This window comes from Flavobacterium pectinovorum (assembly GCF_022802975.1).
GTDB lineage: Bacteria > Bacteroidota > Bacteroidia > Flavobacteriales > Flavobacteriaceae > Flavobacterium > Flavobacterium pectinovorum_B.
On sequence record NZ_JAFEVZ010000003.1, the window covers coordinates 218,345 to 240,400 of the forward strand.

Below are 22,056 nucleotides of genomic sequence, written 5' to 3' on the forward strand. Positions count from 1 at the left end.
GGAGTCGAGATTACCATTTGAGAGTTTCGACTCCGCTCAACTTGACAAAATGAAAATCATACCAAATGAAAAATATAGTATATCTCTTTTTATTAATCACACAGGTTTTCTTTGCTCAGGGCAGCTTTGAAAAAGGAAATACTTTATATCAAAAGGGACAATATAAAGAGGCAGCTCAGGTTTATGAAAATATTGTCAAAGAAGACAAACAACACTCTGCTGAATTGTATTTTAACTTAGGAAATTGCTACTACAAGCTTAATAAAGTTGCACTTTCTATTTATAATTATGAAAAAGCCCTTGTGCTGAAACCACATGATGCCGAAACCTTAAACAACCTTAAATTTGCCAAAAAACTAACTATTGACGAAATTAAAGAAGTTCCAAAGGTTGGTTTTGCAAAACTCATTCAGAATTTTACAGGCATCTTTAATTACAATACCTGGGCGTGGATTTCGGTAGGAATTGCATTTGCTTTTTTACTGAGTTTTATTGGATATTATTTTTCGCAGCTTACACTTTCAAAAAGAATCTATTTTATAGGAATGTTTATTTTATTGTTTGCTTTATTATTAAGTGTCTCAGCAGGCATAACTGAAAAAGATCACTATAATAATGATCGTCCGGCAATTGTTTTTGCTGAAATGACCGAAGTACGAAGTGAACCCCAAAAAGCAGGATCGAGTATTTTCCTTTTACATGAAGGTGCAAAAGTTTACGTAAAAGAAACCTTAGAAAACTGGAAAAAAATAGAATTAACTGATGGAACAGAAGGCTGGATTGATGCTTCTGCTATCAGGGAAGTTAAATAATAATCTTTCATAAAAAAAAAGGTCCGTTTCTAATTAGAAACGGACCTTTTTTTTATGTGATTAAATGCTCTAATCTAAAGATTCTGTTAGCTTTTTGAAAACAGTCTTAGCATTTTTCCCTTCATACAATACAGCATAAACTGCATCAATAATAGGCGTTTTGGCTCCATAACCCTGATTTAATTTATAAGCACTTTTAGTCGCATAATAGCCTTCGGCAACCATACTCATCTCCATCATGGCACTTTTTACGGTGTAGCCTTTTCCAATCATGTTTCCAAACATTCTGTTTCTTGAAAATACAGAATATCCTGTTACCAATAAATCCCCTAAATAAGCAGAATCATTAATGTTTCGTTTCATTTTATGAACCTTCTTGATAAATTTTCGCATTTCGCGGATTCCGTTACTCATCATCACCGACTGAAAATTATCTCCATAACCCAATCCATGCGCAATTCCGGCAGCAATGGCATAAATATTTTTTAGCATTGCTGCATATTCAGTTCCGATAATATCGTCTGAGATTTTTGCTTTGATATAATTACTTGATAAAGATTTGGCAACCGTACAGGCTTTGTCCGGATCTCCACACGCAATGGTTAAATAGGAAAGTCTTTCTAAAGCTACTTCCTCTGCGTGACAAGGACCTGTAATAACGCCAATATTATAGTATGGAATATCGTATTGAATATGAAAATGCTCACCAACAATTAAACTGGTTTCCGGAACAATTCCTTTAATCGCCGAAAAGATAATTTTATTCTCAAAAGAAGCAGTTAACTGCTCTAATTCTGCACTTAAAAAAGCCGATGGAATAGCAAAAATCAAATAATCTGCATATTCAATTGCTTCGTTTATATTGTTTGTCAATTTAAGTTTTGTAGTATCAAATTCAACTGAACTTAAATAATTTGGATTATGCTTGTATTTTTGAATATGCTCTATCGCCGCATCATTTCGCATATACCACGAAATTTCAGGAAGATTTACACATAACATTTTTGCAATAGCAGTTGCCCAGCTTCCTCCTCCAATTACTGCAAATTTTAAATTTTGGCTCATTATTTTAATAATTTAAAGCAAAAGTACTTAATAATGCAGTAATAACACAAAATGTAGTTTAAGAATTTTAAAAAAGACCTTTAAATACAATGGTTTTGAGAGATTTTAAAAAAAATAAAAATATTTTTATTTTATCGCAATAAAAATCAAAACATTACGTTGTAACTTATTATAAATTAGATTTTTAAATGAATTTAGTAAAACTTGAGTTAGTTAGTTTTGTTTTAGTATTTTAAAAAGGCGCTCTTAATATTTTAAGAACGCCTTTTTTTTAATTCAAAATTCCCAAATTTAAGCTCCAAATAACAATTTCTATTTCTTGATATTAAATAGATATTTCAACTTCAAACAAAAATTCCAAATTCCAATAATTTAGGTTACTGTTGGAATTTGGAATTTAAAAAAACTTGAAATTTTATTTTTTAGTAACTCATTTCAACAATAGATTTTACTTTGTCCAGAGTTACTAACTGATTCTCTCCTAAACCTTTCCAACCTCTTTCATCAAAACGATTTACTATAAAATCTGCTGTTTTGTCATAATCGTTTGTGTATTGAGAAAGCTTAGTATCCATTCCCATCGTATGGAAAAATTCAACTGTTTTGTTGATCGCTTCTTTAGCTACTTCTTCATCAGAACCGGTTAAATTAAAGATTCTTCTTCCGTATTGCGCCAATTTTCCTTTTTTAGTATCAAACATAACCTTGTATAAACTTGGTCCAATAATCGCCAAAGTTCTGGCATGATCGATTCCGTATAAAGCAGTTAGTTCGTGACCAATCATGTGTGTTGCCCAGTCAGAAGGTACCCCTTTTTGGATTAATCCGTTTAATGCCATCGTACAGCTCCACATAAAATTAGAAGCCAAAGTATAATCCGTTGGATTTTGAACCACGCCCGGACCAACTTCAATTAAGGTCTGCAAAATTCCTTCGGCAATTCTGTCTTGTAAAAAAGCATCAGTAGGATATGTTAAATATTGTTCCATTACGTGCGTGTAAGCATCTACAACACCATTTTCCAGTTGTCTTTTTGGTAAAGAAGCAATTACTGTAGGATCACAGATTGAAAATTGAGGAAACAAAGCACTTCCTCCGGAAGATAATTTTTCCTGAGTTGCTTCAATCGTCACCACATATCCTGAATTCATTTCACTTCCCGTTGCCGGAAGTGTCAGAACCGTTCCAAAAGGCATTGCATTTTCTTTAATTAAAATTCTCTTTTGAAGAATATCAATCGGGTCACCTTCAAAATTAACTGCAGCCGAAATAAATTTCACCCCATCAATAACAGATCCCCCACCAACTGCCAGAATAAAATCAATTTTCTCGTGTTTTATGACTTCTACCGCTTTCATTAAAGTTTCGAAATGTGGATTGGGCTCAATTCCGCCAAATTCAACTATATCAAAACCTTTTAAGTTATTGATAACCTGTTCGTGAATTCCGTTTTTAAAAATGCTTCCGCCGCCGTATGCCAAAAGGATTTTAGCATTTTTTGGAATTAAAGTCGAAAGTTTTTCTATTTGTCCTTTTCCGAAGATTAAATTCGTCGGATTATATAATTCAAAGTTGAGCATGATTTTTTTAAGTTTCAGAGATGCTAAGGTTCTGAGGTTCTAAGTTTTTTCTTAGGACGTGATTTCGGAATCTTGGCATCTTAATTAATTTTTATTTATAAAGAAAAAAAGACTGAGTTTTTAAGTTCTCAAGAGAAAACCTCAGAACCTTAACAACTTAGCACCTTTTGTTTAAAATTATGTTGTTAAGAACTAAATTGCCAAAACCTTAGAACCTCAGCAACTTAGTACCTTAGCAACTTTTATTTCAATTCCTGTAACAATTTCCCCGCCACCAATTTCGATGAAGCCGGATTTTGTCCTGTAATCAAAAGTCCGTCTGCAACTGCATAAGGCTGCCAGTTTGGACCTTTAGAAAAAATTCCTCCGTTTGCAGATAAGGCGTCTTCTAATAAAAACGGCACCACTTTCGTTAAACCAACCGCTTCTTCTTCGGCATTGGTAAATCCTGTTATTTTTTTACCTTTTACCAAATACTCTCCTTTTACTTTTACGTTTTTCAAAACGGCAGGAGCATGACAAACAAAAGCTACCGGCTTTTTGTTATTATAAAAAGCCTCAATTAAAGCTACTGAACTTTTATCTTCTACCAAATCCCAAAGCGGGCCGTGACCTCCCGGATAAAATACGGCATCGTAATCTTTTTGGTTAATGGTGGATAGTTTCAAAGTGTTTTTTAATTTTTCCTGTAAAACTTTATCAGCATCGAAACGTTTTGTGTCTTCGGTTGCTGAAGCCGGATCAGCACTTTTTGGATCAATTGGCGGCTGACCTCCAAGCGGCGAAGCAATCGTGATTTCGACACCCTGATCTAATAATTCATAATAAGGTGCGGCAAATTCTTCTGACCAGAATCCGGTTTTTTCACCTGTGTTGCCCAGCTTATCATTACTGGTCACAACAAATAATACTTTTTTCATCCCTTTTTTATTTGATTTTTGAGCCACAGCTGAAATGCTTGTAGCGGTAAATGCAACTATTGCGAGTAATGCTATTTTTTTCATAATTTTAAATTTTTAACAAATTTACGACTTAAGTGATATCAGTAAAAATAAAATAAACTATGTTTGTTATAAATAATTTTATATCATGGTCAATCTAGAATGGTACAGAACGTTTAAGGCGGTTTATAAAAATGGCAATTTTTCAGTAGCTGCAAAGGAATTATTTATGAGTCAGCCTGCGGTAAGTCAGCAGATTTCTATGCTCGAAGCTCATGTTGGAAATAAATTATTTATTCGAAAGTCAAAAGGCGTAGAACCAACAGAATACGCTAAGTTACTGAATAACTTAATAATAGACGCACTTGACCGTCTTGAAAATGTAGAAAATACTTTTAGGGCGAAAGCTGAAGATGCAACCAGATTAATTTCTGTGGGTATTTCAAAACATCTTTTTAGCAGTATTGGAAACGGCTTAATTTCAAAGTTTGATTTAATCGATTTTACATTTACTGATGATGACACTCTTTTTTCATTAGTAGATTCTAAAAAACTGGATTTTGCCATTGTTTCAAAAAAATTCGACACATTTGATACTATTCAGGAAGTCGTTGCAAAGATTAAATTGGTAATGGTTGGACCAATGAGCTTAGATACTACAGAATTTCGTCAGAAGCTTAAATCAGATCATTTTATTGAAGCCGAACAATGGCTCAACGAACAAAAATGGTATTCGCATGATGCCAGAATTCCACATATAAAATTATTTTGGCTTCACGCATTCCACAAAAAAAGGCCTTCAATGGTTCCTAATTATATCATCCCATCAGAATATGAAATGCTGGAGATGCTTTCTAAAAATTCCGGCATTGCCGTAACCTGGAATTGTAATGCGAGGAAATTTATTCAACAAAACAAATTACAATTGGTCTGGAATAGTTTTCACGTTCCTGAAGAATATGTTTATTTATTGGCCGCAAAAAACAATAATTTGAAGAGCTTTTTTGATATTATTGCCAATGAAGTAAGAATAGCCATGTCATCTTAAAAACACTATACTACTTAAAAACATCAAAAGAAAGAAATAATGTAAAAGGTTGTTTAAACTTTATTTATGGTATGCTTATTTCTTATAAAAATTATTGTGATCGATATATTCCCAAACCTTAGGAGGTAATAAAGGCTGAATATTTTTACCTGTCTTAATGTTTTTTCGAATAAAAGTAGACGAGATTTCTACAACCGGCGCATCAATAATATGAACTTTTGGATGTGATTTTAATGCGGTATTTTCCGGTTCATCTGAAATTCTGGGATAAACAAAAATATCATGATTGTTTAAAATCACTTCGTAGTTTTTCCATTTGTGAAGTGTTTTTAAATTATCCTCACCCATAATCAATGAAAATTCATGGTTTGGATATTTATCATGCAAATGCGCCAGCGTGTTCACGGTGTAATTCGGCTGAAGCAATTTAAACTCAATATCCGAAGGTTTTATTTTCGGGAAATCCTCCGTTGCCAGATATACCATCTGCAAACGATGATGGTCATCGAGCAAAGTAGCTTTCTTTTTTAAAGGATTATGTGGCGTAACGACCATCCAAACCTGATCTAAACCGGCAAATTCAGCCATGTGATTGGCGATAATCAAATGACCAATGTGAATGGGATTGTATGTTCCAAAATAGAGGCCTATTTTCATGTACTTAGTAACTAGTGATTAGTAAAAAGTAATTAGTTTTTTAACGTCTTTGAAAAAGCATTAATCATTTTAGATTCTTCTTCAATTTGACTTAAAATTTCTTTATATAAAGTTTGATTGGTTATAAAACCAAGCTCATTAGAGATTATCAATTGTGTTTCAATTTCGAACAGTGAACCTCTGGAAATATCTAAAAAATGACTAAAGGATTTATCCGTATTTCTACCATAACCTTCTGCAATATTTGAAGGAATAGAAACCGCAGCTCTTTTTAACTGACTTGTTAAAGCATATAATTCTTCCTGAGGAAATGACTTAACTAACTGATAAACCAAACACACAATTTTAATTCCTTTTTGCCAAATCAATAAATCTTTATATGATTTTATTTCACCCATTTTTCAAACTAATTACTAGTTACTTTTTACTAATCACTAATTTATTTAGAAACAAAATCCTTCACCAACTGATGTGCTTCTTCCAAAGCTACAGCCAAATCATAGTTTTTAATAATCACATCAAACTGAGGGGCAGTTGCCAATTCTACAGAAGCTTTTGCAATTCGCATATTAATTTTATCCTCGCTTTCTGTAGAGCGTTCTTTAAGTCTTCGTTTTAATTCGTCAACACTTGGCGGTTTTACAAAAACAGCTAAAGTCTGTTCCGGAAATTTATGTTTGATACGCAATCCGCCGGCAACGTCAATGTCAAAAATCACATTTTTACCTAAAGCCCAGATTCTTTCAATTTCTGATTTTAAAGTACCGTAAAAGTTGTCCCGATACACTTCTTCCCATTCCAGGAAATCTTCGGCTTTGATGTGTTTTTTGAATTCTTCCAGCGAAATAAAATAATAATCTTTTCCGTTGATTTCTTCTCCGCGTGGGTCGCGTGAAGCCGCTGAGATTGAAAATTCTAAATTTAAATCTTCCTGTTTAAGTAAATGCCTTACTATAGTTGTTTTTCCCGATCCTGAAGGTGCCGAAAAAACAATTAATTTTCCTTTATTCATTATTGTATGCTTTAGGCTCTAAGCGATATGCTTTAAGCTTTTATTCATTTCATTTTTTTAGCCTATAGCTTACAGCTTAAAGCCTACTGCCTTTTTACAACACATTCAAAACCTGTTCTTTAATCTTTTCCAGTTCGTCTTTCATCATTACCACCAGTTTCTGCATTTGAGCATGATTCGATTTTGAACCCATTGTATTGATTTCACGGCCCATTTCCTGAGTAATAAAACCAAGCTTTCTACCATTAGCTTCAGTGCCTTTTATCGTTTCAAGAAAATAATCCAAATGATTGGTCAGGCGAACTTTTTCTTCAGTGATGTCTAATTTCTCCAGATAATAAATCAATTCCTGCTCAAAACGGTTTTCATCAACATTTACCTGCAATTCAGAAATTGCGGTCTGCAAACGGTCTTTTATAGCCTGAATACGTTCAGGATCCAATGCCAAAGCATCGTTCATATACTGACGGATATTACCAATACGAAGGTTGAATTCTCTTTCTAGCGATTCTCCTTCGTCTTTTCTGAAATTCAAAATATTTTGTAAAGCCTCATCAATGATAACCTGAATCTGTTCCCAGTCATTTTCGTCAATTTCCTCACGTTCTGTTTTTAGAACATCCGGCATACGAACCGCCATTTTCATCAGTTCGGTTTCATCAGCAGCGGGATAAACTTCCTTTAACTGGGCAATATAATTTTTTACAACCGGAACATTTACTTTTGTAGAAGTCTGCTCAGAAGTGCTTTCGATGTAAATGGCAAAATCAACTTTCCCTCTTTCCAGTCTGGTCGAAATCAAAGTACGCAAACCCAATTCCATTTCGCGGTAAAGCGATGGCATCCTGACGTTCAGATCCAAACCTTTACTATTTAAAGATTTTACTTCTACAGTAATTTTTTTCGTTGGCAATTGCAAAGAACTTTTACCAAAACCCGTCATCGATTGTATCATATAATTGAGTATAAAGGCGCAAAGATACTAAAAAACTTTCAGTGAAGCTTTCCAGTTTCATGGCATCTAAGTTTTAAATTCTTTGGGCGTTGCCTAAAGGCCGGGCTATTCATACCTATATTATCAAGTTAAGGAATTGCATTCGTCACTTCGAGTGATTTTTAATAATAATGCGATAGCTTTATTATTAAAAATTGTATCGAGAAGCTTTTTGGCACTAAGGTTCTCGATACATTTTGTTTTAAAAAAAACTATCGTATTTTTTAAAACAAAACACTCGAACTGACGAGATAATATGTTACTTTTCTTCTAAAGCTTTCATGACCTGCAGAATATTCTGTTGGCTGTTACCAATGTAAATTTTACCGTCAATAATAAAAACCGGACGGCTTATAAAAGTATAATGTTCCAGGATATATTTTTTGAAATCTGCCTCAGTCAAGGCTTTGTTTTTTAAATCCATTGATTTATACAATTGTGCTTTTTTGCTGAATAACGCTTCATAACTTCCCGAAAGTTTATACATTTCGTCCAGTTCGACTTCAGTAATTGGGTCTTGTTTGATGTCGTGAAAAACCAGATTATGATTTGCAGGAAGACTTTTAATTATTTTTCGACACGTATCACAAGAAGCTAAGTAATATATTTTGTTCATAATTTTAGTTTATTTTGAATACAAAGTAAATTCATAGAGACTTAAAATTATCTAATTTTATTAAAAAAATAAATTAATTATGAATTCAGTTTTCGAAGTACAAAAAACAAGCAGAGAAATTCTTCTGAAAGTTTTAGACCACCACTCCTTAGAGCAGTTAAATAAAATCCCCGAAGGGTTTAAAAATAACCTGATTTGGAATATTGCCCATTGTATCGCTGCTCAACAGGCTTTGGTATATAAATTATCAGGTCTTCCTTCTATCGTTTCTGACGAATTTATTGCTAAATACAGAAAAGGCACCAAACCTGAAGGCGATGTTTCGCAGCACGAAGTCGATGAAATCAGAAAATTGCTTTCAGAAACATTGTATCAGGCAGAAAAAGACTTTGCTGATAAAATTTTTATAAACTATACTGAATATACAACAAGTATGGGTTTTACACTTCGAAATATAGAAGATGCATTATCTTTCAACAATTACCACGAAGGCAACCACACCGGAATTATAATGAGTCTCCGAAAGTTTGTTTAGAACTTTCGGATTTTTTATTTTTCAACAGTTTCAATTGTAACAGTCATTGCACCAGCGCCTTTATTTTTGGCAATATCCATAAAAGCTCTTTTAGACAAATCAATCTCTCTTGTTTTAACAAATGGACCTCTGTCTGTAATTTCAACAATAACAAATTTCCCATTGGCTTCGTTTGTAACTTTTACTTTGGTTCCGAAAGGTAATTTTTTGTGGGCAGCAGTATATTTATTATTATTAAAACGTCCTCCGCTTGCCGTTTTTTTTCCGTTAAAACGATCGTGGTAATAAGAAGCGTGAGCCGATTTTTTGTAAAGTTTCAATTTTAAGCCTTCAACACTAAAAACAGAATCGTTTAAAGGCATTATTTTTAATTTATCTGTTTTTAAGGTATCCTGAGAAACCTTGGCTTCAACAGATTTACTCTGACTCATAACGTAGGTAAAGCAACTAAATAAAGTTACTGAAAGAATAGAGAGTAAAATATTTTTTTTATTCCTCATAATTTATTTTTTTTCAGACTTGGGGAGTTTGTACAAATAATATGCCGAGATAAAAAAAGCCCCGTAACAGGGCTCATTTTGGTTTTTTTAGAACCATAAGTTCCATGGAATCCTGCTTAAAATAAGCAATAATCCTAATCCGTAAAAAATAGCGAATGTTTTAAATTTTGCTTCGCTATTGATTAGTTTTTTATGTTTTGACCATCCTATTGTAATTAAAACAATAGCTATTATATTGATTAATGGGTGTTCTAATGAAGTTAATCGAAGTGCAGCATTAGACATTTGACCAAAGGCGTCTTTTCCTAACGGAGATACAAAATAAAGAATCAATCCGATCAACAATTGTGTATGCGTTCCGATTAAAGCGAATAGGGCAATTTTTCGATCTTTAGCAGTAAAATCTTTTTTTGAAGTGAATCCAAGAATGGCATTTGCAACTGCAATTACTAAAAGTAATAATGCCAGATAAGCCCAGCCAGAGTGGAATTTTTGAAGAAAATGGTACATAGATTAATATTTTGTTTTAAACAAATATAACAAAAAAGGTTATAAAAAAACCCTGACTTCAATTGAAATCAGGGTTTTTTTTATGCGTTCTAAATAACTAGTTAAACGTATAACGAATACCAGTTTGCATTTGCCATCTTGATGAATTAACACCTACATCATCTGCCTGATCAATTGTTTTAGCAGTAGCTGGGTTATAATTAAAAGATGGTGTAGTTGCACCTGGCACATTAACTTGCGTAAGTAATGCAACCTGATCAAATGTTGCAAAATATCTTTTACCCCAATCTTTATTTAAAAGGTTGGTGAAGTTAAAAATATCGGCTGTTAATTCGATAGTATGTTTCTTTTTACCAATAGTAAGTGTAAATTCCTGAGCAAATTTTAAATCGACAACATGAGAGGTTTTCAAACGATCTCCGTTACGTTCTGCATAATTTCCTTTTCTGCCTCTTAAGTACTCATTACCTTCAATAAAAGCACTTAACGCATCCCATTGTTCCTGTGGTGACATAGGATTTGCCGGAGTAGTAACTAAATTAATATCCGTTTGTTTGGCTGGAACATAAATTAATGCTGAATTTGAAAAAGTATCCTGTAATAAACGACCATTATCATTATAAACATAGCTTATTGGTGTTCCTTGTGCACCTTCATAGAATACTCCAAGTCTTGATTTAGTAAAGTTATTCCATTTAAAAGTTGCATTACCATTAGCAATAACTCTTCTTCCCGGATCAAAATCAGATCTTGAAAGACCTAAATAATTAGCTCCATTAACTGATTCAGTATTATTCCATTGTGAACTGTTTTGTGAAGAAGTAGCATCCATAATGGTAGTTGATTTACCATAAGAATAAGTTCCTGAAATGTTTCCGTCAATAAAATCAGATCTGAAGTTTTTAGTTAATGTAAAAGCAAGATTGTATGATTTTCCTTCACTTGTATTTGAACCTAAATAAACCCCTAAATAAGCAGGGTCAGGTCTGCTGTTTCCATTGTAATATGGCCTTGGATCTGCTCCTTGCCAATTACCTTGCACAGAACGGATATTCAAATTCTCATATTTAACAGCACTGATATTATCATTATAAGTAATCTCAGGTGTAAAAACAAAACCAAACGGTAATTTTTGATCTACAGCAAAACTTGCTTTAAATACTTGAGGAAGTTTAAAATCTTTGGCGAATAAATCAATATTTCCACCTTTACCTCCTGTACCCGGTCTAGCATACGATGCAGGTAACTGATCGATCTGACTACCTACACTTGGATTTGGATTAAAAGTTGGCATACCAGTAGGACTTGTTATAGAAACCGCTCCGTTAGTAAGACCGTTGTTATTATAAGTTCCTCCTGGCCATACCAATGGTAATCTTGAAGTAAATATCCCCACACCACCTCTAAATTGAGTAGAATGTTTTCCGTTTAAGTCGTAATTAAACCCTAGACGTGGTGCCACGTGTGCTGAAGTTTTAATAGCTTGTCCTACTTTTGCACCTTGCAAGTTTTTACCTGCGGCTTCTAAAATTGCTATAGTCCTGTTATTAAAATCATCATTTACAGGTCCGTCTTCCCATACCGGAATGTCAACTCTGATTCCATAAGAAAGTTTGAAATTATTCGTTATTTTCATCTCATTCTGAACATAAAATCCAAATTGTTTTGTTCCAAATTCAGCAGCTCCTTGTGAGTTATCTCCTTCACCTCCGATTAAAGAGTAATTCATTTGAAACCTGTTTGGTTTTGCATCGTCTAGAAAATGCTGAAAAGTACTAAATCTGTAAGATCCAAAATTATTATTAAAGAAAACATTTTTCGATTGTGAAAACTCATTATGAGTACCAATTGTTATTTTATTAATACCTGAATTGATTTCAAAATTATCAGTAATAGTCAATGTTTTTTGAGTCAGGAAATTTGCTGTTGATGAACCGTCAGCACCAAAAAAAATACTTTGATTATTAGATCCATCTTGAATCTGAACAGTTGGAAATGGACTACCAAACACACCTCTGTCGTCAAGAACGTCAGTATAGGCAACTACTAAATTATTAGAAAATTTATTTCCAAATCTTGAGTTTAACTCTAAAGCTGTTGAATTAGTTGTAGAATTAAACAATTGACTTCCGTTAATAAAATTTATCGCAGTAGCAGATGATCTGTTTGGAGCAAAATTCTCCGCTTTAACATAACTGTGCTTCAAAGATAATTTATGGTTATCATTGATATTCCAGTCTATTTTAGCAATTAACTTATCACTTACAAGAGTTCTTGTGTTGTTATTAAAAGAACCCGGATTATATCCATATCCTTCCAATTTAGTCAACAACTCTCCTAATCTGTTCGCAGACAAACCTGTATAAGTTGACAAGTTAAAAGGCTGTGGTGTTTCGTTATCCTGACGCTCGTAATTTATAAAATAAAATAATTTATCCTGAATTATAGCACCTCCCGCACGAACACCATAAGTTTGCGCAGAAAAATCAGCTAATTTTTGTCTTCCCTCTGTTCCTGCTAATGAAGGAGGCGTTTTTCCTGCTAAAGACTCATTTCTGTTAAAATAATAAGCAGATCCTTCAAAATTATTAGTTCCTGAACGGGTAATAGCACTAATTGCTCCACCAGCAAAACCTGAAAGCTTCACATCATAAGGGGCAACACTAACCTGAAATTGCTCGATTGCATCAACAGAAATAGGGCTAACTCCTGTTTGCCCTCCATTTGTACCGTTTGAAGCCAATCCAAATACATCATTACTTACAGCTCCATCAATATAAATTGCATTGAATCTGTTGTTTTGCCCTCCAATTGACAATACATCGTCATTTCTTAATTGAGCTGAAGGCGTTAATCTTGCAAAATCTGAAATATTTCTTGACAAAGATGGCAAGGCTTTAATTTTATCAGAATTGATTACAGTCTGAGCTCCTGTTCTTTGCGAATTGAAAGTATTATCTCTTGTTGCTGTTACCACAACTTCCTGCAATTCATTAGATTCTTCTTGCAGAACAACTTTAAAATCTTTTGAATCTCCTAATTGAAGATACACTCCATTGTCTTCAAAAGGTTTGAATCCAATAAAAGTAATAACAATCTTGTAAGGACCACCAACTCTCATGTTTGAGATACTGAAACTACCAGTATAATCTGTTGATGCAGTGTAACGGGTACCCGATGGTGTGTGTACCGCAAGGATAGATGCTCCAGGTAAAGATTGGGAATCTTTATCATAAACATTACCCCTAATAGAAGAGGTGGTGTTACCTTGCGCATAAATATCTCCTGCATAAATAAATGCTAAAAGCATTAAGAGAAACTTTGACAATTTTTTCATCTGTTTTTGTTATTTGTTTTTGGCAAAATTATAACAAATTAATCAGATAATGTTATCGAAATGTTAAGAAAAGCAAGTTTTACGCATACTGTTGAGCATTAAAATGATTTTATCTATAAATGATAAATAAAATATAATTTTTTAATTTAATATATATTTTTTTTATTAAAATCATAATAATAATTCCGCATCAGCTCCATACAGAAGCAATAATAATCGGGTTTTGTAAGAATTTTTAAGAATTTGTAACAAAAAAACGCCATAATTTTCAAAAATCATGGCGTTTCAATTTTTAACAATATGAAAGATATTATTTTTTGCTTAAGAAATGATTAAGCAAAAATGAAGTTGAACTATCGTGCGTTTTTACTGTCTTTGTATTGATTTCTTCCAAAATAGAATTTGCCAGTTGTTTACCTAATTCTACTCCCCATTGGTCAAAACTAAAAATATTCCAAATTACTCCCTGAACAAAAATCTTGTGTTCGTATAAAGCAATCAAAGAACCCAGGCTTTTAGGAGTCAGTTTTTCAATCAGGATTGTATTGGTTGGTTTGTTACCTGTAAAAACTTTAAAAGGCAATAAGTAAGCTGCTTTTTCTTCCGAAAGACCCTGTTTGTCAAACTCAGCCTGAACCTGTGCAGCCGTTTTTCCATTTAATAAAGCTTCTGTCTGAGCAAAAAAGTTAGACATCAATTTATCATGATGATCTTCGTTTCCGTATAATGGTTTTATGAATCCAATGAAATCTGTCGGAATCAATTTTGTTCCCTGGTGAATTAATTGAAAAAAGGCGTGTTGCGAATTTGTCCCAGGTTCTCCCCAAATGATGGTTCCGGTTTGGTAATTAACTGGTTTTCCGTCACGTCCAACACTTTTTCCGTTACTTTCCATGGTTGCCTGCTGCAGGTATGGAGCTAATTTTTGTAAATATTGCGTGTATGGAATCAAAGCTTCACTTTCGGCTCCATAAAAATTATTATACCAAACACTTAATAAAGCTAAAATTACCGGAATATTTTGATCAAATTCTGCCAATTTGAAATGTTCGTCCATTTCGTTGGCGCCTTTCAATAAATCATTATAATTATCAAAACCAATGGCTAAAGCAATACTCAAACCAACAGCACTCCATAAAGAGAATCTTCCTCCAACCCAGTCCCACATCGGAAAAACATTATCAGGGTTAATTCCGAACTCGGTTACTTTTTGAATATTAGTAGAAACTGCCACAAAATGTTTGGCTATGTCTTCCTGAGAAGCCGATTTCAAAAACCATTCTTTTATAGTTTCAGAATTTGAAAGTGTTTCCTGAGTTGTAAATGTTTTAGAAACAATTAAAAATAATGTGGTTTCAGGATTTAATTTTTTAATCACTTCATTAACGTGGTCTCCGTCAACATTCGAAACGAAATGTACATTCAAGTGATTTTTATAAAACTGCAAGGCTTCCACAGCCATTACCGGACCAAGATCAGAACCTCCAATACCAATATTTACAATATCCGTAAACGCTTTTCCGGTATATCCTTTTCTCTCTCCCGAAATTACTTCGTTTGTAAAGCTTTTAATTTTATTTTTTACTTCGTAAACTTCCGGAATTACATTTTCTCCGTCTACTTTTATAACGGCAGATTCCGGTGCACGTAAAGCAGTATGTAAAACCGCTCTGTTTTCTGTCTGATTGATGATTTCTCCTCCGAAATATTGAGCAATAGCACTTTTTAATTCAATTGAATTTGCCAGTTCTAACAAAAGCGAAATGGTTTCCTCACTGATATTATTTTTAGAATAATCTACTAAAAAGTCATTCCATTGCAAATTGAATTTTTCTACACGTGCATTATCTTTTTCAAACAATTCCTGTATTGTAGTTTGCTGAATTGCACTAAAGTGGTTTTGAAGATTTTTCCACGCTTCAGTCCCGGTTGGGTTTGTTGTGTTTAAAGCCATTTTTATAAAATTGTAGTTTTTTTTAGAAACACAAAAATACTGAAATTAGTTTTTAATAACTGAGGGCTTTGCAATTATATAACAATTAGTTACGAAAACGTTTTATGTTTTTATTGGTTCAATAATTATAAAACATATTCTGCTATAATATTATTCTAAAATTTTTATCTGTACCCAGCAAAACTACCGTAAGAATGCACATTATTAAAGAATTATAAAAATGACTATATTCTTTATGAGCCATATGAGTAGTAAATGCACCAACTGCAAATGGGAATAAGAATACTATTCCGGCATTTTTATATTGTGGCTTAAATATTCCAATCACAATGAGTATTACCCCTAATAATTCTAAAACTCCAATTGAAATCGTCCAGATTTTATTAAACCCCAAAGAATTCATACTTTGCATCATGGATTTTTTTTGAAATACTTTAAAAAGCGATGCATAACCAAATACATACAGGTAATAAGCATAACTTAACCAGTGAATAACCATTTTAATTGTTTCCATTTTTATATATTTTTATTACCGCAAATATCTTTATTAAGTAACAATAATAGGTACACATACATAATTGTATGGTACTAACAAAATAGTACGTATGAATATTAGAAAAGAAAACTCCACCAATAACATAAATGAAATCTACTGGAAGGAAAACTGCGGGATAGGTTTTACATTATCATTAATTGGAGGCAGATGGAAAATTAACATCCTGTCCTATCTTCTAAATGAAGAAAAACTAAGATATAGTGAATTAAAAAACAGGCTGATTGGTATTTCGGAACGCATGTTAATTTTAAAACTCAAGGAATTAGAACAAGATAAACTGATAAACAGAATTGTACATCCTGAAGTACCTCCAAAAGTGGAATACGAACTGACGGAACTTGGTCAGTCCTTTAGAGAGATATTAATTTTAATGGATAAATGGGGCGAAAAAAATTTGAAGAAGTAATTAAAAAAGGCAAAAAAATCTCCATTTACCAAATCTTCCACCACGGCTTTTTATTAATTTCTATTATCTTTTTATCCTTGTTGATTTCAATCCTTTTTGGTTCTTCCAATTTTATAGTTGCATCATCAAAAAACAGTTCGCCATGATCATTCATTCCGATTGGTGATTTTATCCTTTCTTTCCAGTTTTCAGTTTGTAATTCCAAAATTAAAGGAGCATTGATTTTGGAACTAAATTTTTGTCTGGCTTTGTCCGTTATTTCTTCTTCGATATTAGAAGTTGAATTTTTAAAAAGTGAAAGTGAATTATCGGGAATATGAAGTAAAAAAACCTGTGTTTTAGTATTGATTTTTTGAATATCCAAAACTTTAAAAAATGTAATCTCATCCAAAAGAAAATGCCCGATTTTAGCTGAATCAGGATTGAATTTAGACAAATCTTTTGCATTAGCACTTGCGATTAAATATCTAAAATTCCCTGACAGGCCACCGCCAATAGAAGTCATATCAGTAAAGCCTTTTTCTTTGATTATTTGTCCAACTTTGTATTTTTCAATTAAGTTGTCAGCCAAATCAGTATCCCGGTAAAATAGTTTTAAATCTGAAAAAGTCTCATCAAGAGTTTCTTTAATGCGTTTGTTTTTCATGTTTCTACTATTTTTTAGAAATACTACAGATTCCCAATACTATCCAGTTCTCTTTTTAAAGGCTCAATTTCTTTAAAGAAACGCTCTTTGTAATTACCCGTAAGTGATTCTCCGGTTGGCAAATTAAGTCGGAGTGCATCTACCTGAATGCCATTTTTCCAGAATCTGTAACAAACATGAGGACCGGAAGCTAATCCTGTACTTCCAACAAGTCCTATGGTTTGTCCTTGTGTGACACGCTGCCCACGACGAACCAAAATTTTAGACATGTGCAGATATTGAGTAGAATAAGTCCCGTTGTGTTTCACTTTTACAAAATTTCCGTTTCCGGCAGTGTAACCTGTTTGTTCAACTACTCCGGAAGCTGTTGTCGAAATAGGAGTTCCTCTTGGAGCTGCATAATCTGTTCCTTTGTGAGCTTTCCATCTGTGCTGCACCGGATGAAACCTGTTCATGGTGAATCTTGAAGTGATTCTACTGAATTTTATTGGCGTTTTTAAGAAGAAATTTTTCAGTGTTTTTCCTTCATCATCATAATATTCAATTTTTCCGGAAAGGGTATCTTTTTCAAACGGAAAAGCGTAAACGATTTTTCCTTTGTATTCAAAAAAGGCAGCCTGAAGATCTTCTACACCGTCGTAAGTTTTACCATTGATGAAACGTTCGGTAAAAATTAATCCGTAACGATCTCCTTTTTTAAGTTTAAAGAAATCAATCGACCATGAAAATACTTTTGTAATTCGGCTGGCAAGGGCAGCTTCGACACTATTATTTCCTAATGTTTCAGATAACGAACTTTTTAAAACTCCGCCTATTATTTTTCTTTTTAATGTAACCGGTTTTACTTTTTTGTAAGCAGTCGCAACACTATCCCTAAAATCTACAACGTAATACGTAAGTGCATCAGGCTGATAAATAAAAACCTGCAATTTATTGGTTTTATTTTTTGACCGAAGAATAGTATAAGGTTTATTGTAACGAATGGTTCTTACATTAAAAGAATCTTTTACCTGTTCAACAATATCATAAACCTGCTTTTCTCCAATATTTTGACTTTGAATAATTGATCCGAAAGAATCTCCTTTTTTTATAGTATCCTGAACAACATTATAATCATTGTAATTAAATCCAAATTCTACCTTTTTAGCTTTTGGTTTACTAATTTTAGTTTCAACTTTCTCTTCTGATTTATTACACGAAATTATTGAAAATAAGACAATTATAATTACGAATACTTTTTTCAAACTTTTATTTTTTTTAGAAAACTAAGCTGTTTGCTCATTTCCCCAATTGGACAATTCTTCTTCGGTCCACAATTTAGGAAAAAAGATGCGTCTTTGGTATTTTGGATGCATATATTTTTGCCAGTCGCTTCCACCGGTTGCTTCTCCGTTTCCTTTTCCGCTTTCTAAAATATATTTTATGGCTGTATTTAAATGCTGCATTACCCAGGTTATGTTTACGGTATGATCATAATGACGCATCGCCAGAATCAACTCCGGATTATGCTGATCCTCTTCGGGTAACTGAGTAAATTTTTGCCAGATATTTTTAGTTTTAAACTCTGACATTTGACGTAAAAACTGTCCTTTATATTTCTTTTCGAATTCATTCAGCAAAAAGGATTTTTCACCTGTTTGATAGTCCTTACCAGCGGCCTGCCAATATAAATGTTCGAAAGAAGTTTCCAGATCGGTGTTTTCATCAAAATTTGCTTTGTATCTTCTGTCTGTCAAGTTGATAACATCTGTTGAAGCAAATTCAATCATTCTGTACTGAGCACTTTGAAAACCACTTGCAGGTGTCAGTGTATTTCTAAACTTCATGTATTGTTCTACTTCCATTCCGTTTTCCATGATGCTGAATGAATTGGTCAGCATGTCGAAGTAACGCGTAATTCGTGAAAGTCTTTCACTAAAAAAATCAACCTGAATATTTTCTGTATCAGCAATCTGGTCAATTTCCCACAGGATCATTTTAAAAATTAATTCGTTAACCTGATGATACATAATAAAAACCATTTCATCAGGAAGCGTAGTACGTTGAATTTGTAGATTTAAAAGCGCATCCGTTTGGATATAATCCCAATACGTAATTGGTTTAGACCAAAGCAACCCTTCAAGCTGAACATCTGTTTTTTGATTTATAGCTTTAAATTTAAGATCAATTTCTTTGAGGATTGATTCAGAATTATCTGTGGTATTCATTATTTTTTTACTTTAAATGGATATTTTAATCCTTTATATTCGTCAATATCTGCCTTAAGCGAACCAACTGCCAACTCCGCTTTTATCCGAACCGGAACTTTATTATTATCATCTGTTATCCAGAGCGTTACACTTTCTTTTTCTTTAAAAACGCGGCCTGTTTGTACCATAGGCTTAAAAACCATGGTTTCAACGGTGCCAAATTTAGTTGTAATATCCTGACGACCTATATATTTTAACTTAAATTTTGTGATCTCGTCATCAAAAAACATATCGATTGTAATGGCTTCACCCGATTTTAATTTATCGATATTAGGATGGTTTCGCAAATAATAAAAAGACGAAATTATATCCTGCACCTCTTCAGTAACTACAATCGTTTTTTCAGTTTTTCGTTTATAATCTTTTACTAAAACCCTGTTTTGTGACTGATTAAAAAAACCTTCCTGATTTTTGGTATAACCCCCTTCATTTATTTTTCGGATATAACGATATGGCTGGCCTGTTTCCCTATCAAAATAGCTTTCGTATAAATCTTCTACTTTAAAGAAAAATTTTGACATACCGGTGGTATAACCCTTACCTACTGCATGAAAAACTTTTTTATTATTTACTGTAGCGTCTTTAACCTCAAGAGTGGCATAACCTGCATTTACTATTCCGTAATGTATTCTGAATTTAAAATATTCTCCCACATCAAAAGCATCTTCTTTATAGGTATCAAAGCTTAGTGTAGTGAGAATTAATATGAATAGAGTTAGTTTTTTCATAATAAGACATTTACTGTTTATTGGCTATAAACGCAAATTTTATTCCAAATATACCAAAACAAAAAAACTCAGTCAAAGAATGACTGAGTTTTTATGCTATTAACTAACCAAAAAACTATAAATTATGAAAATTTATATCAAACAAGAAGGAAACCACCCCTTCCTGATTTGCGAGTGCAAAGATAGATACAAAGTTTAAATAATAAATAGAAAAAGGCGAGTTTAACAAAACATTTACACAAAAATCATCAATTTACAGAGGTTTTTTTTACAATATGCAAAATTTTTACGATTTTATAAAGTTCCTCTTAATTCCTGCTCTCTCTCAATCGACTCAAAAAGCGCTTTAAAGTTACCTGCACCGAATCCTTTTGCCCCCATTCTTTGTATAATTTCAAAAAAAAGCGTTGGTCTGTCCTGAACCGGCTTCGTAAATATCTGCAAAAGGTAACCATCTTCGTCAGCATCTACCATGATGGCGAGCTTTTCAATTTCATTTAGATCTTCTTTCATCATCCCCATGTGAACACCTAATCTTTCCGGAATTGCTTCATAATAAGTATGAGGCGGCGCTGATAAAAATTCGACACCACGAGTTCTTAGCTGCGATACGGTTTTAATAATATCATCTGTCGCAATGGCGATATGCTGTATTCCCGGCCCACCATAAAAATCTAAATATTCCTCGATTTGAGATTTTTTCTTTCCTTCTGCAGGTTCGTTAATCGGGAATTTGATTCTTCCGTTGCCATTTGACATCACTTTACTCATCAAAGCCGAATATTCAGTGGTAATTTGTTTATCATCAAATGATAGGAAATTCACAAATCCCATTACATCTTCATAGAATTTTACCCAAGTATTCATTTCGTTCCAGCCCACATTACCAACCATGTGATCGATATATTTTAAACCTGTTGGCTCCGGGTTATAGTCTGATTTCCATTCTTTATAACCTGGCAAGAAAACGCCATTGTAGTTTTTTCTTTCTACAAAAATATGAACGGTTTCTCCGTATGTGTAAATTCCGGAACGCACTACCTGACCAAATTCATCTTCCTCAACCGTTGGCTCCATAAAAGAACGTGCCCCGCGTTTGATAGTTTCTTCGTACGATTTTGTAGCATCTTCGACCCAAAGTGCCGCGACTTTTACTCCGTCACCGTGTTTTTGAAGATGTGCATGAATTGGCGAATCCTGTGTTAAAGGCGTTGTTAAAACAATTCTGATTTTATCCTGCTTCAAAACATAAGATGCCCTGTCTTTTACTCCGGTTTCTAATCCTGCATAAGCCAATGACTGATATCCAAAAGCAGTTTTATAATAATGTGCTGACTGTTTTGCGTTCCCCACATAAAATTCTACATAATCTGTTCCTAATAACGGAAGGAAATCCTGTGCTCCTTCAAAAATTTTTTCTAATCCGTATTCTACTGATTTTACTTCTTTCATAATGAGATAATTTGAAAATGAGAAAATGAGATAATTCCTTAATTGAACTTAATTAGATTTAATTTTCTAATTGGCACATTGACTAATTACCTAACTCCTCTTAGATGTTGATATTATTTTATTTAAAATTTTTAAAATTTCCGATAATTGATTTAGCAGTTCTTTGCAATTGGGATAATCATTATGCGCATCGCATAAAAACAACCAATATTCAGTTTCGTCTGCTTCTTTAATTGCAATTTTTAGTTTATGAATAAAATCTGCTTTGCTTTCAGCGTTTTGTGATTCTTTTGAGTTTGCTCCAATTGATGTTCCACTTTTTAACAACTGATTTGCAATTACAAATTTCTTTTGATCCTGAAGTTCCGTTGTATAGTCAATTATATTTAATGCGAAATTGAAAGTTTTTATTAAAAGAGCGTTGTCTTTATATTTTTCGTTGAAAGTCATTTTTGTTA

23 protein-coding genes are annotated in these 22,056 nt (G+C 33.1%); 4 read left to right on the top strand and 19 right to left on the bottom strand.

What is annotated here, in order from left to right; genetic code table 11:
* Nucleotides 1-65: 65 nt before the first annotated feature.
* On the top strand, nucleotides 66-812 hold the full coding sequence (locus FLV_RS05915) for a tetratricopeptide repeat protein (RefSeq protein WP_243231838.1): 747 nt from the start codon (nucleotides 66-68) through the stop codon (nucleotides 810-812).
* 69 nt (nucleotides 813-881) lie between these two features.
* Here the strand turns inward: FLV_RS05915 and FLV_RS05920 are convergent, their stop codons facing one another.
* The 3 genes from FLV_RS05920 to FLV_RS05930 all read right to left on the bottom strand — a co-directional run bounded on the left by FLV_RS05920 (nucleotide 882) and on the right by FLV_RS05930 (nucleotide 4,461).
* A complete protein-coding gene (locus FLV_RS05920; RefSeq protein ID WP_243231849.1) occupies nucleotides 882-1,877 on the bottom strand; it encodes an NAD(P)H-dependent glycerol-3-phosphate dehydrogenase in 996 nt (331 codons plus the stop codon).
* Between the two features lie 422 nt (nucleotides 1,878-2,299).
* Nucleotides 2,300-3,457 (bottom strand): iron-containing alcohol dehydrogenase, encoded by a 1,158-nt coding sequence (locus FLV_RS05925; protein ID WP_243231851.1) that lies wholly within the window; start codon nucleotides 3,455-3,457, stop codon nucleotides 2,300-2,302.
* Nucleotides 3,458-3,699: 242 nt separating this feature from the next.
* Nucleotides 3,700-4,461, bottom strand: coding sequence for a type 1 glutamine amidotransferase domain-containing protein (locus FLV_RS05930; RefSeq protein ID WP_243231860.1), 762 nt, complete (start codon nucleotides 4,459-4,461; stop codon nucleotides 3,700-3,702).
* Nucleotides 4,462-4,546: 85 nt separating this feature from the next.
* Between FLV_RS05930 and FLV_RS05935 the strand changes: the two genes are divergently transcribed.
* Complete coding sequence (locus FLV_RS05935; protein WP_243231861.1) at nucleotides 4,547-5,446, top strand: LysR family transcriptional regulator; 900 nt, start codon at nucleotides 4,547-4,549, stop codon at nucleotides 5,444-5,446.
* Nucleotides 5,447-5,521: 75 nt separating this feature from the next.
* Here the strand turns inward: FLV_RS05935 and nadD are convergent, their stop codons facing one another.
* The 5 genes from nadD to FLV_RS05960 form a co-directional block, all read right to left on the bottom strand.
* The gene (gene nadD, locus FLV_RS05940) at nucleotides 5,522-6,103 is read right to left on the bottom strand and encodes a nicotinate (nicotinamide) nucleotide adenylyltransferase (protein WP_243231862.1); all 582 of its coding nucleotides are present in this window, start codon (nucleotides 6,101-6,103) and stop codon (nucleotides 5,522-5,524) included.
* A gap of 32 nt (nucleotides 6,104-6,135) precedes the next feature.
* Nucleotides 6,136-6,501: a four helix bundle protein gene (locus FLV_RS05945; RefSeq protein WP_243231864.1), complete on the bottom strand. Its 366-nt coding sequence runs from the start codon at nucleotides 6,499-6,501 to the stop codon at nucleotides 6,136-6,138.
* Between the two features lie 41 nt (nucleotides 6,502-6,542).
* Nucleotides 6,543-7,115: a guanylate kinase gene (gene gmk / locus FLV_RS05950; protein ID WP_243231867.1), complete on the bottom strand. Its 573-nt coding sequence runs from the start codon at nucleotides 7,113-7,115 to the stop codon at nucleotides 6,543-6,545.
* Nucleotides 7,116-7,209: 94 nt separating this feature from the next.
* Nucleotides 7,210-8,070, bottom strand: coding sequence for a YicC/YloC family endoribonuclease (locus tag FLV_RS05955; RefSeq protein WP_243231869.1), 861 nt, complete (start codon nucleotides 8,068-8,070; stop codon nucleotides 7,210-7,212).
* 298 nt (nucleotides 8,071-8,368) lie between these two features.
* A complete protein-coding gene (locus FLV_RS05960) occupies nucleotides 8,369-8,725 on the bottom strand; it encodes an arsenate reductase family protein (protein ID WP_243231872.1) in 357 nt (118 codons plus the stop codon).
* Nucleotides 8,726-8,804: 79 nt separating this feature from the next.
* Here FLV_RS05960 and FLV_RS05965 point away from each other — a divergent pair, with 79 nt between their 5' ends.
* The gene (locus FLV_RS05965) at nucleotides 8,805-9,260 is read left to right on the top strand and encodes a DinB family protein (RefSeq protein WP_243231874.1); all 456 of its coding nucleotides are present in this window, start codon (nucleotides 8,805-8,807) and stop codon (nucleotides 9,258-9,260) included.
* Nucleotides 9,261-9,274: 14 nt separating this feature from the next.
* On the opposite strand, the gene FLV_RS05970 is transcribed toward FLV_RS05965, so the two are convergent.
* The 5 genes from FLV_RS05970 to FLV_RS05990 all read right to left on the bottom strand — a co-directional run bounded on the left by FLV_RS05970 (nucleotide 9,275) and on the right by FLV_RS05990 (nucleotide 16,075).
* A complete protein-coding gene (locus FLV_RS05970) occupies nucleotides 9,275-9,760 on the bottom strand; it encodes a septal ring lytic transglycosylase RlpA family protein (RefSeq protein ID WP_243231877.1) in 486 nt (161 codons plus the stop codon).
* An 87-nt stretch (nucleotides 9,761-9,847) separates the two neighbouring features.
* On the bottom strand, nucleotides 9,848-10,270 hold the full coding sequence (locus FLV_RS05975; RefSeq protein ID WP_243231880.1) for a hypothetical protein: 423 nt from the start codon (nucleotides 10,268-10,270) through the stop codon (nucleotides 9,848-9,850).
* Nucleotides 10,271-10,367: 97 nt separating this feature from the next.
* A complete protein-coding gene (locus FLV_RS05980; protein WP_243231881.1) occupies nucleotides 10,368-13,607 on the bottom strand; it encodes a carboxypeptidase regulatory-like domain-containing protein in 3,240 nt (1,079 codons plus the stop codon).
* A gap of 310 nt (nucleotides 13,608-13,917) precedes the next feature.
* Nucleotides 13,918-15,561: a glucose-6-phosphate isomerase gene (gene pgi / locus FLV_RS05985; protein ID WP_243231882.1), complete on the bottom strand. Its 1,644-nt coding sequence runs from the start codon at nucleotides 15,559-15,561 to the stop codon at nucleotides 13,918-13,920.
* A gap of 142 nt (nucleotides 15,562-15,703) precedes the next feature.
* A complete protein-coding gene (locus tag FLV_RS05990; protein WP_243231883.1) occupies nucleotides 15,704-16,075 on the bottom strand; it encodes a DoxX family protein in 372 nt (123 codons plus the stop codon).
* Between the two features lie 91 nt (nucleotides 16,076-16,166).
* Between FLV_RS05990 and FLV_RS05995 the strand changes: the two genes are divergently transcribed.
* Nucleotides 16,167-16,523: a winged helix-turn-helix transcriptional regulator gene (locus tag FLV_RS05995; RefSeq protein WP_243231884.1), complete on the top strand. Its 357-nt coding sequence runs from the start codon at nucleotides 16,167-16,169 to the stop codon at nucleotides 16,521-16,523.
* Nucleotides 16,524-16,548: 25 nt separating this feature from the next.
* Here the strand turns inward: FLV_RS05995 and FLV_RS06000 are convergent, their stop codons facing one another.
* The 6 genes from FLV_RS06000 to FLV_RS06025 form a co-directional block, all read right to left on the bottom strand.
* The gene (locus FLV_RS06000) at nucleotides 16,549-17,169 is read right to left on the bottom strand and encodes a hypothetical protein (protein WP_243231885.1); all 621 of its coding nucleotides are present in this window, start codon (nucleotides 17,167-17,169) and stop codon (nucleotides 16,549-16,551) included.
* Nucleotides 17,170-17,192: 23 nt separating this feature from the next.
* Nucleotides 17,193-18,413, bottom strand: coding sequence for a M23 family metallopeptidase (locus tag FLV_RS06005; protein ID WP_243231886.1), 1,221 nt, complete (start codon nucleotides 18,411-18,413; stop codon nucleotides 17,193-17,195).
* A 21-nt stretch (nucleotides 18,414-18,434) separates the two neighbouring features.
* Nucleotides 18,435-19,376, bottom strand: coding sequence for a tryptophan 2,3-dioxygenase family protein (locus tag FLV_RS06010; protein ID WP_243231887.1), 942 nt, complete (start codon nucleotides 19,374-19,376; stop codon nucleotides 18,435-18,437).
* Nucleotides 19,376-20,146 carry a DUF3108 domain-containing protein gene (locus FLV_RS06015; RefSeq protein ID WP_243231890.1) on the bottom strand — a complete coding sequence of 257 codons (771 nt, stop codon included), beginning with the start codon at nucleotides 20,144-20,146 and terminating at the stop codon, nucleotides 19,376-19,378. Before FLV_RS06015 ends, FLV_RS06010 begins: the two co-directional genes overlap by 1 nt.
* Before the next feature lie 294 nt (nucleotides 20,147-20,440).
* Nucleotides 20,441-21,601, bottom strand: coding sequence for a 4-hydroxyphenylpyruvate dioxygenase (gene hppD, locus FLV_RS06020; protein ID WP_243232234.1), 1,161 nt, complete (start codon nucleotides 21,599-21,601; stop codon nucleotides 20,441-20,443).
* An 87-nt stretch (nucleotides 21,602-21,688) separates the two neighbouring features.
* Complete coding sequence (locus tag FLV_RS06025; protein WP_243231892.1) at nucleotides 21,689-22,048, bottom strand: four helix bundle protein; 360 nt, start codon at nucleotides 22,046-22,048, stop codon at nucleotides 21,689-21,691.
* Nucleotides 22,049-22,056 lie beyond the last annotated feature (8 nt).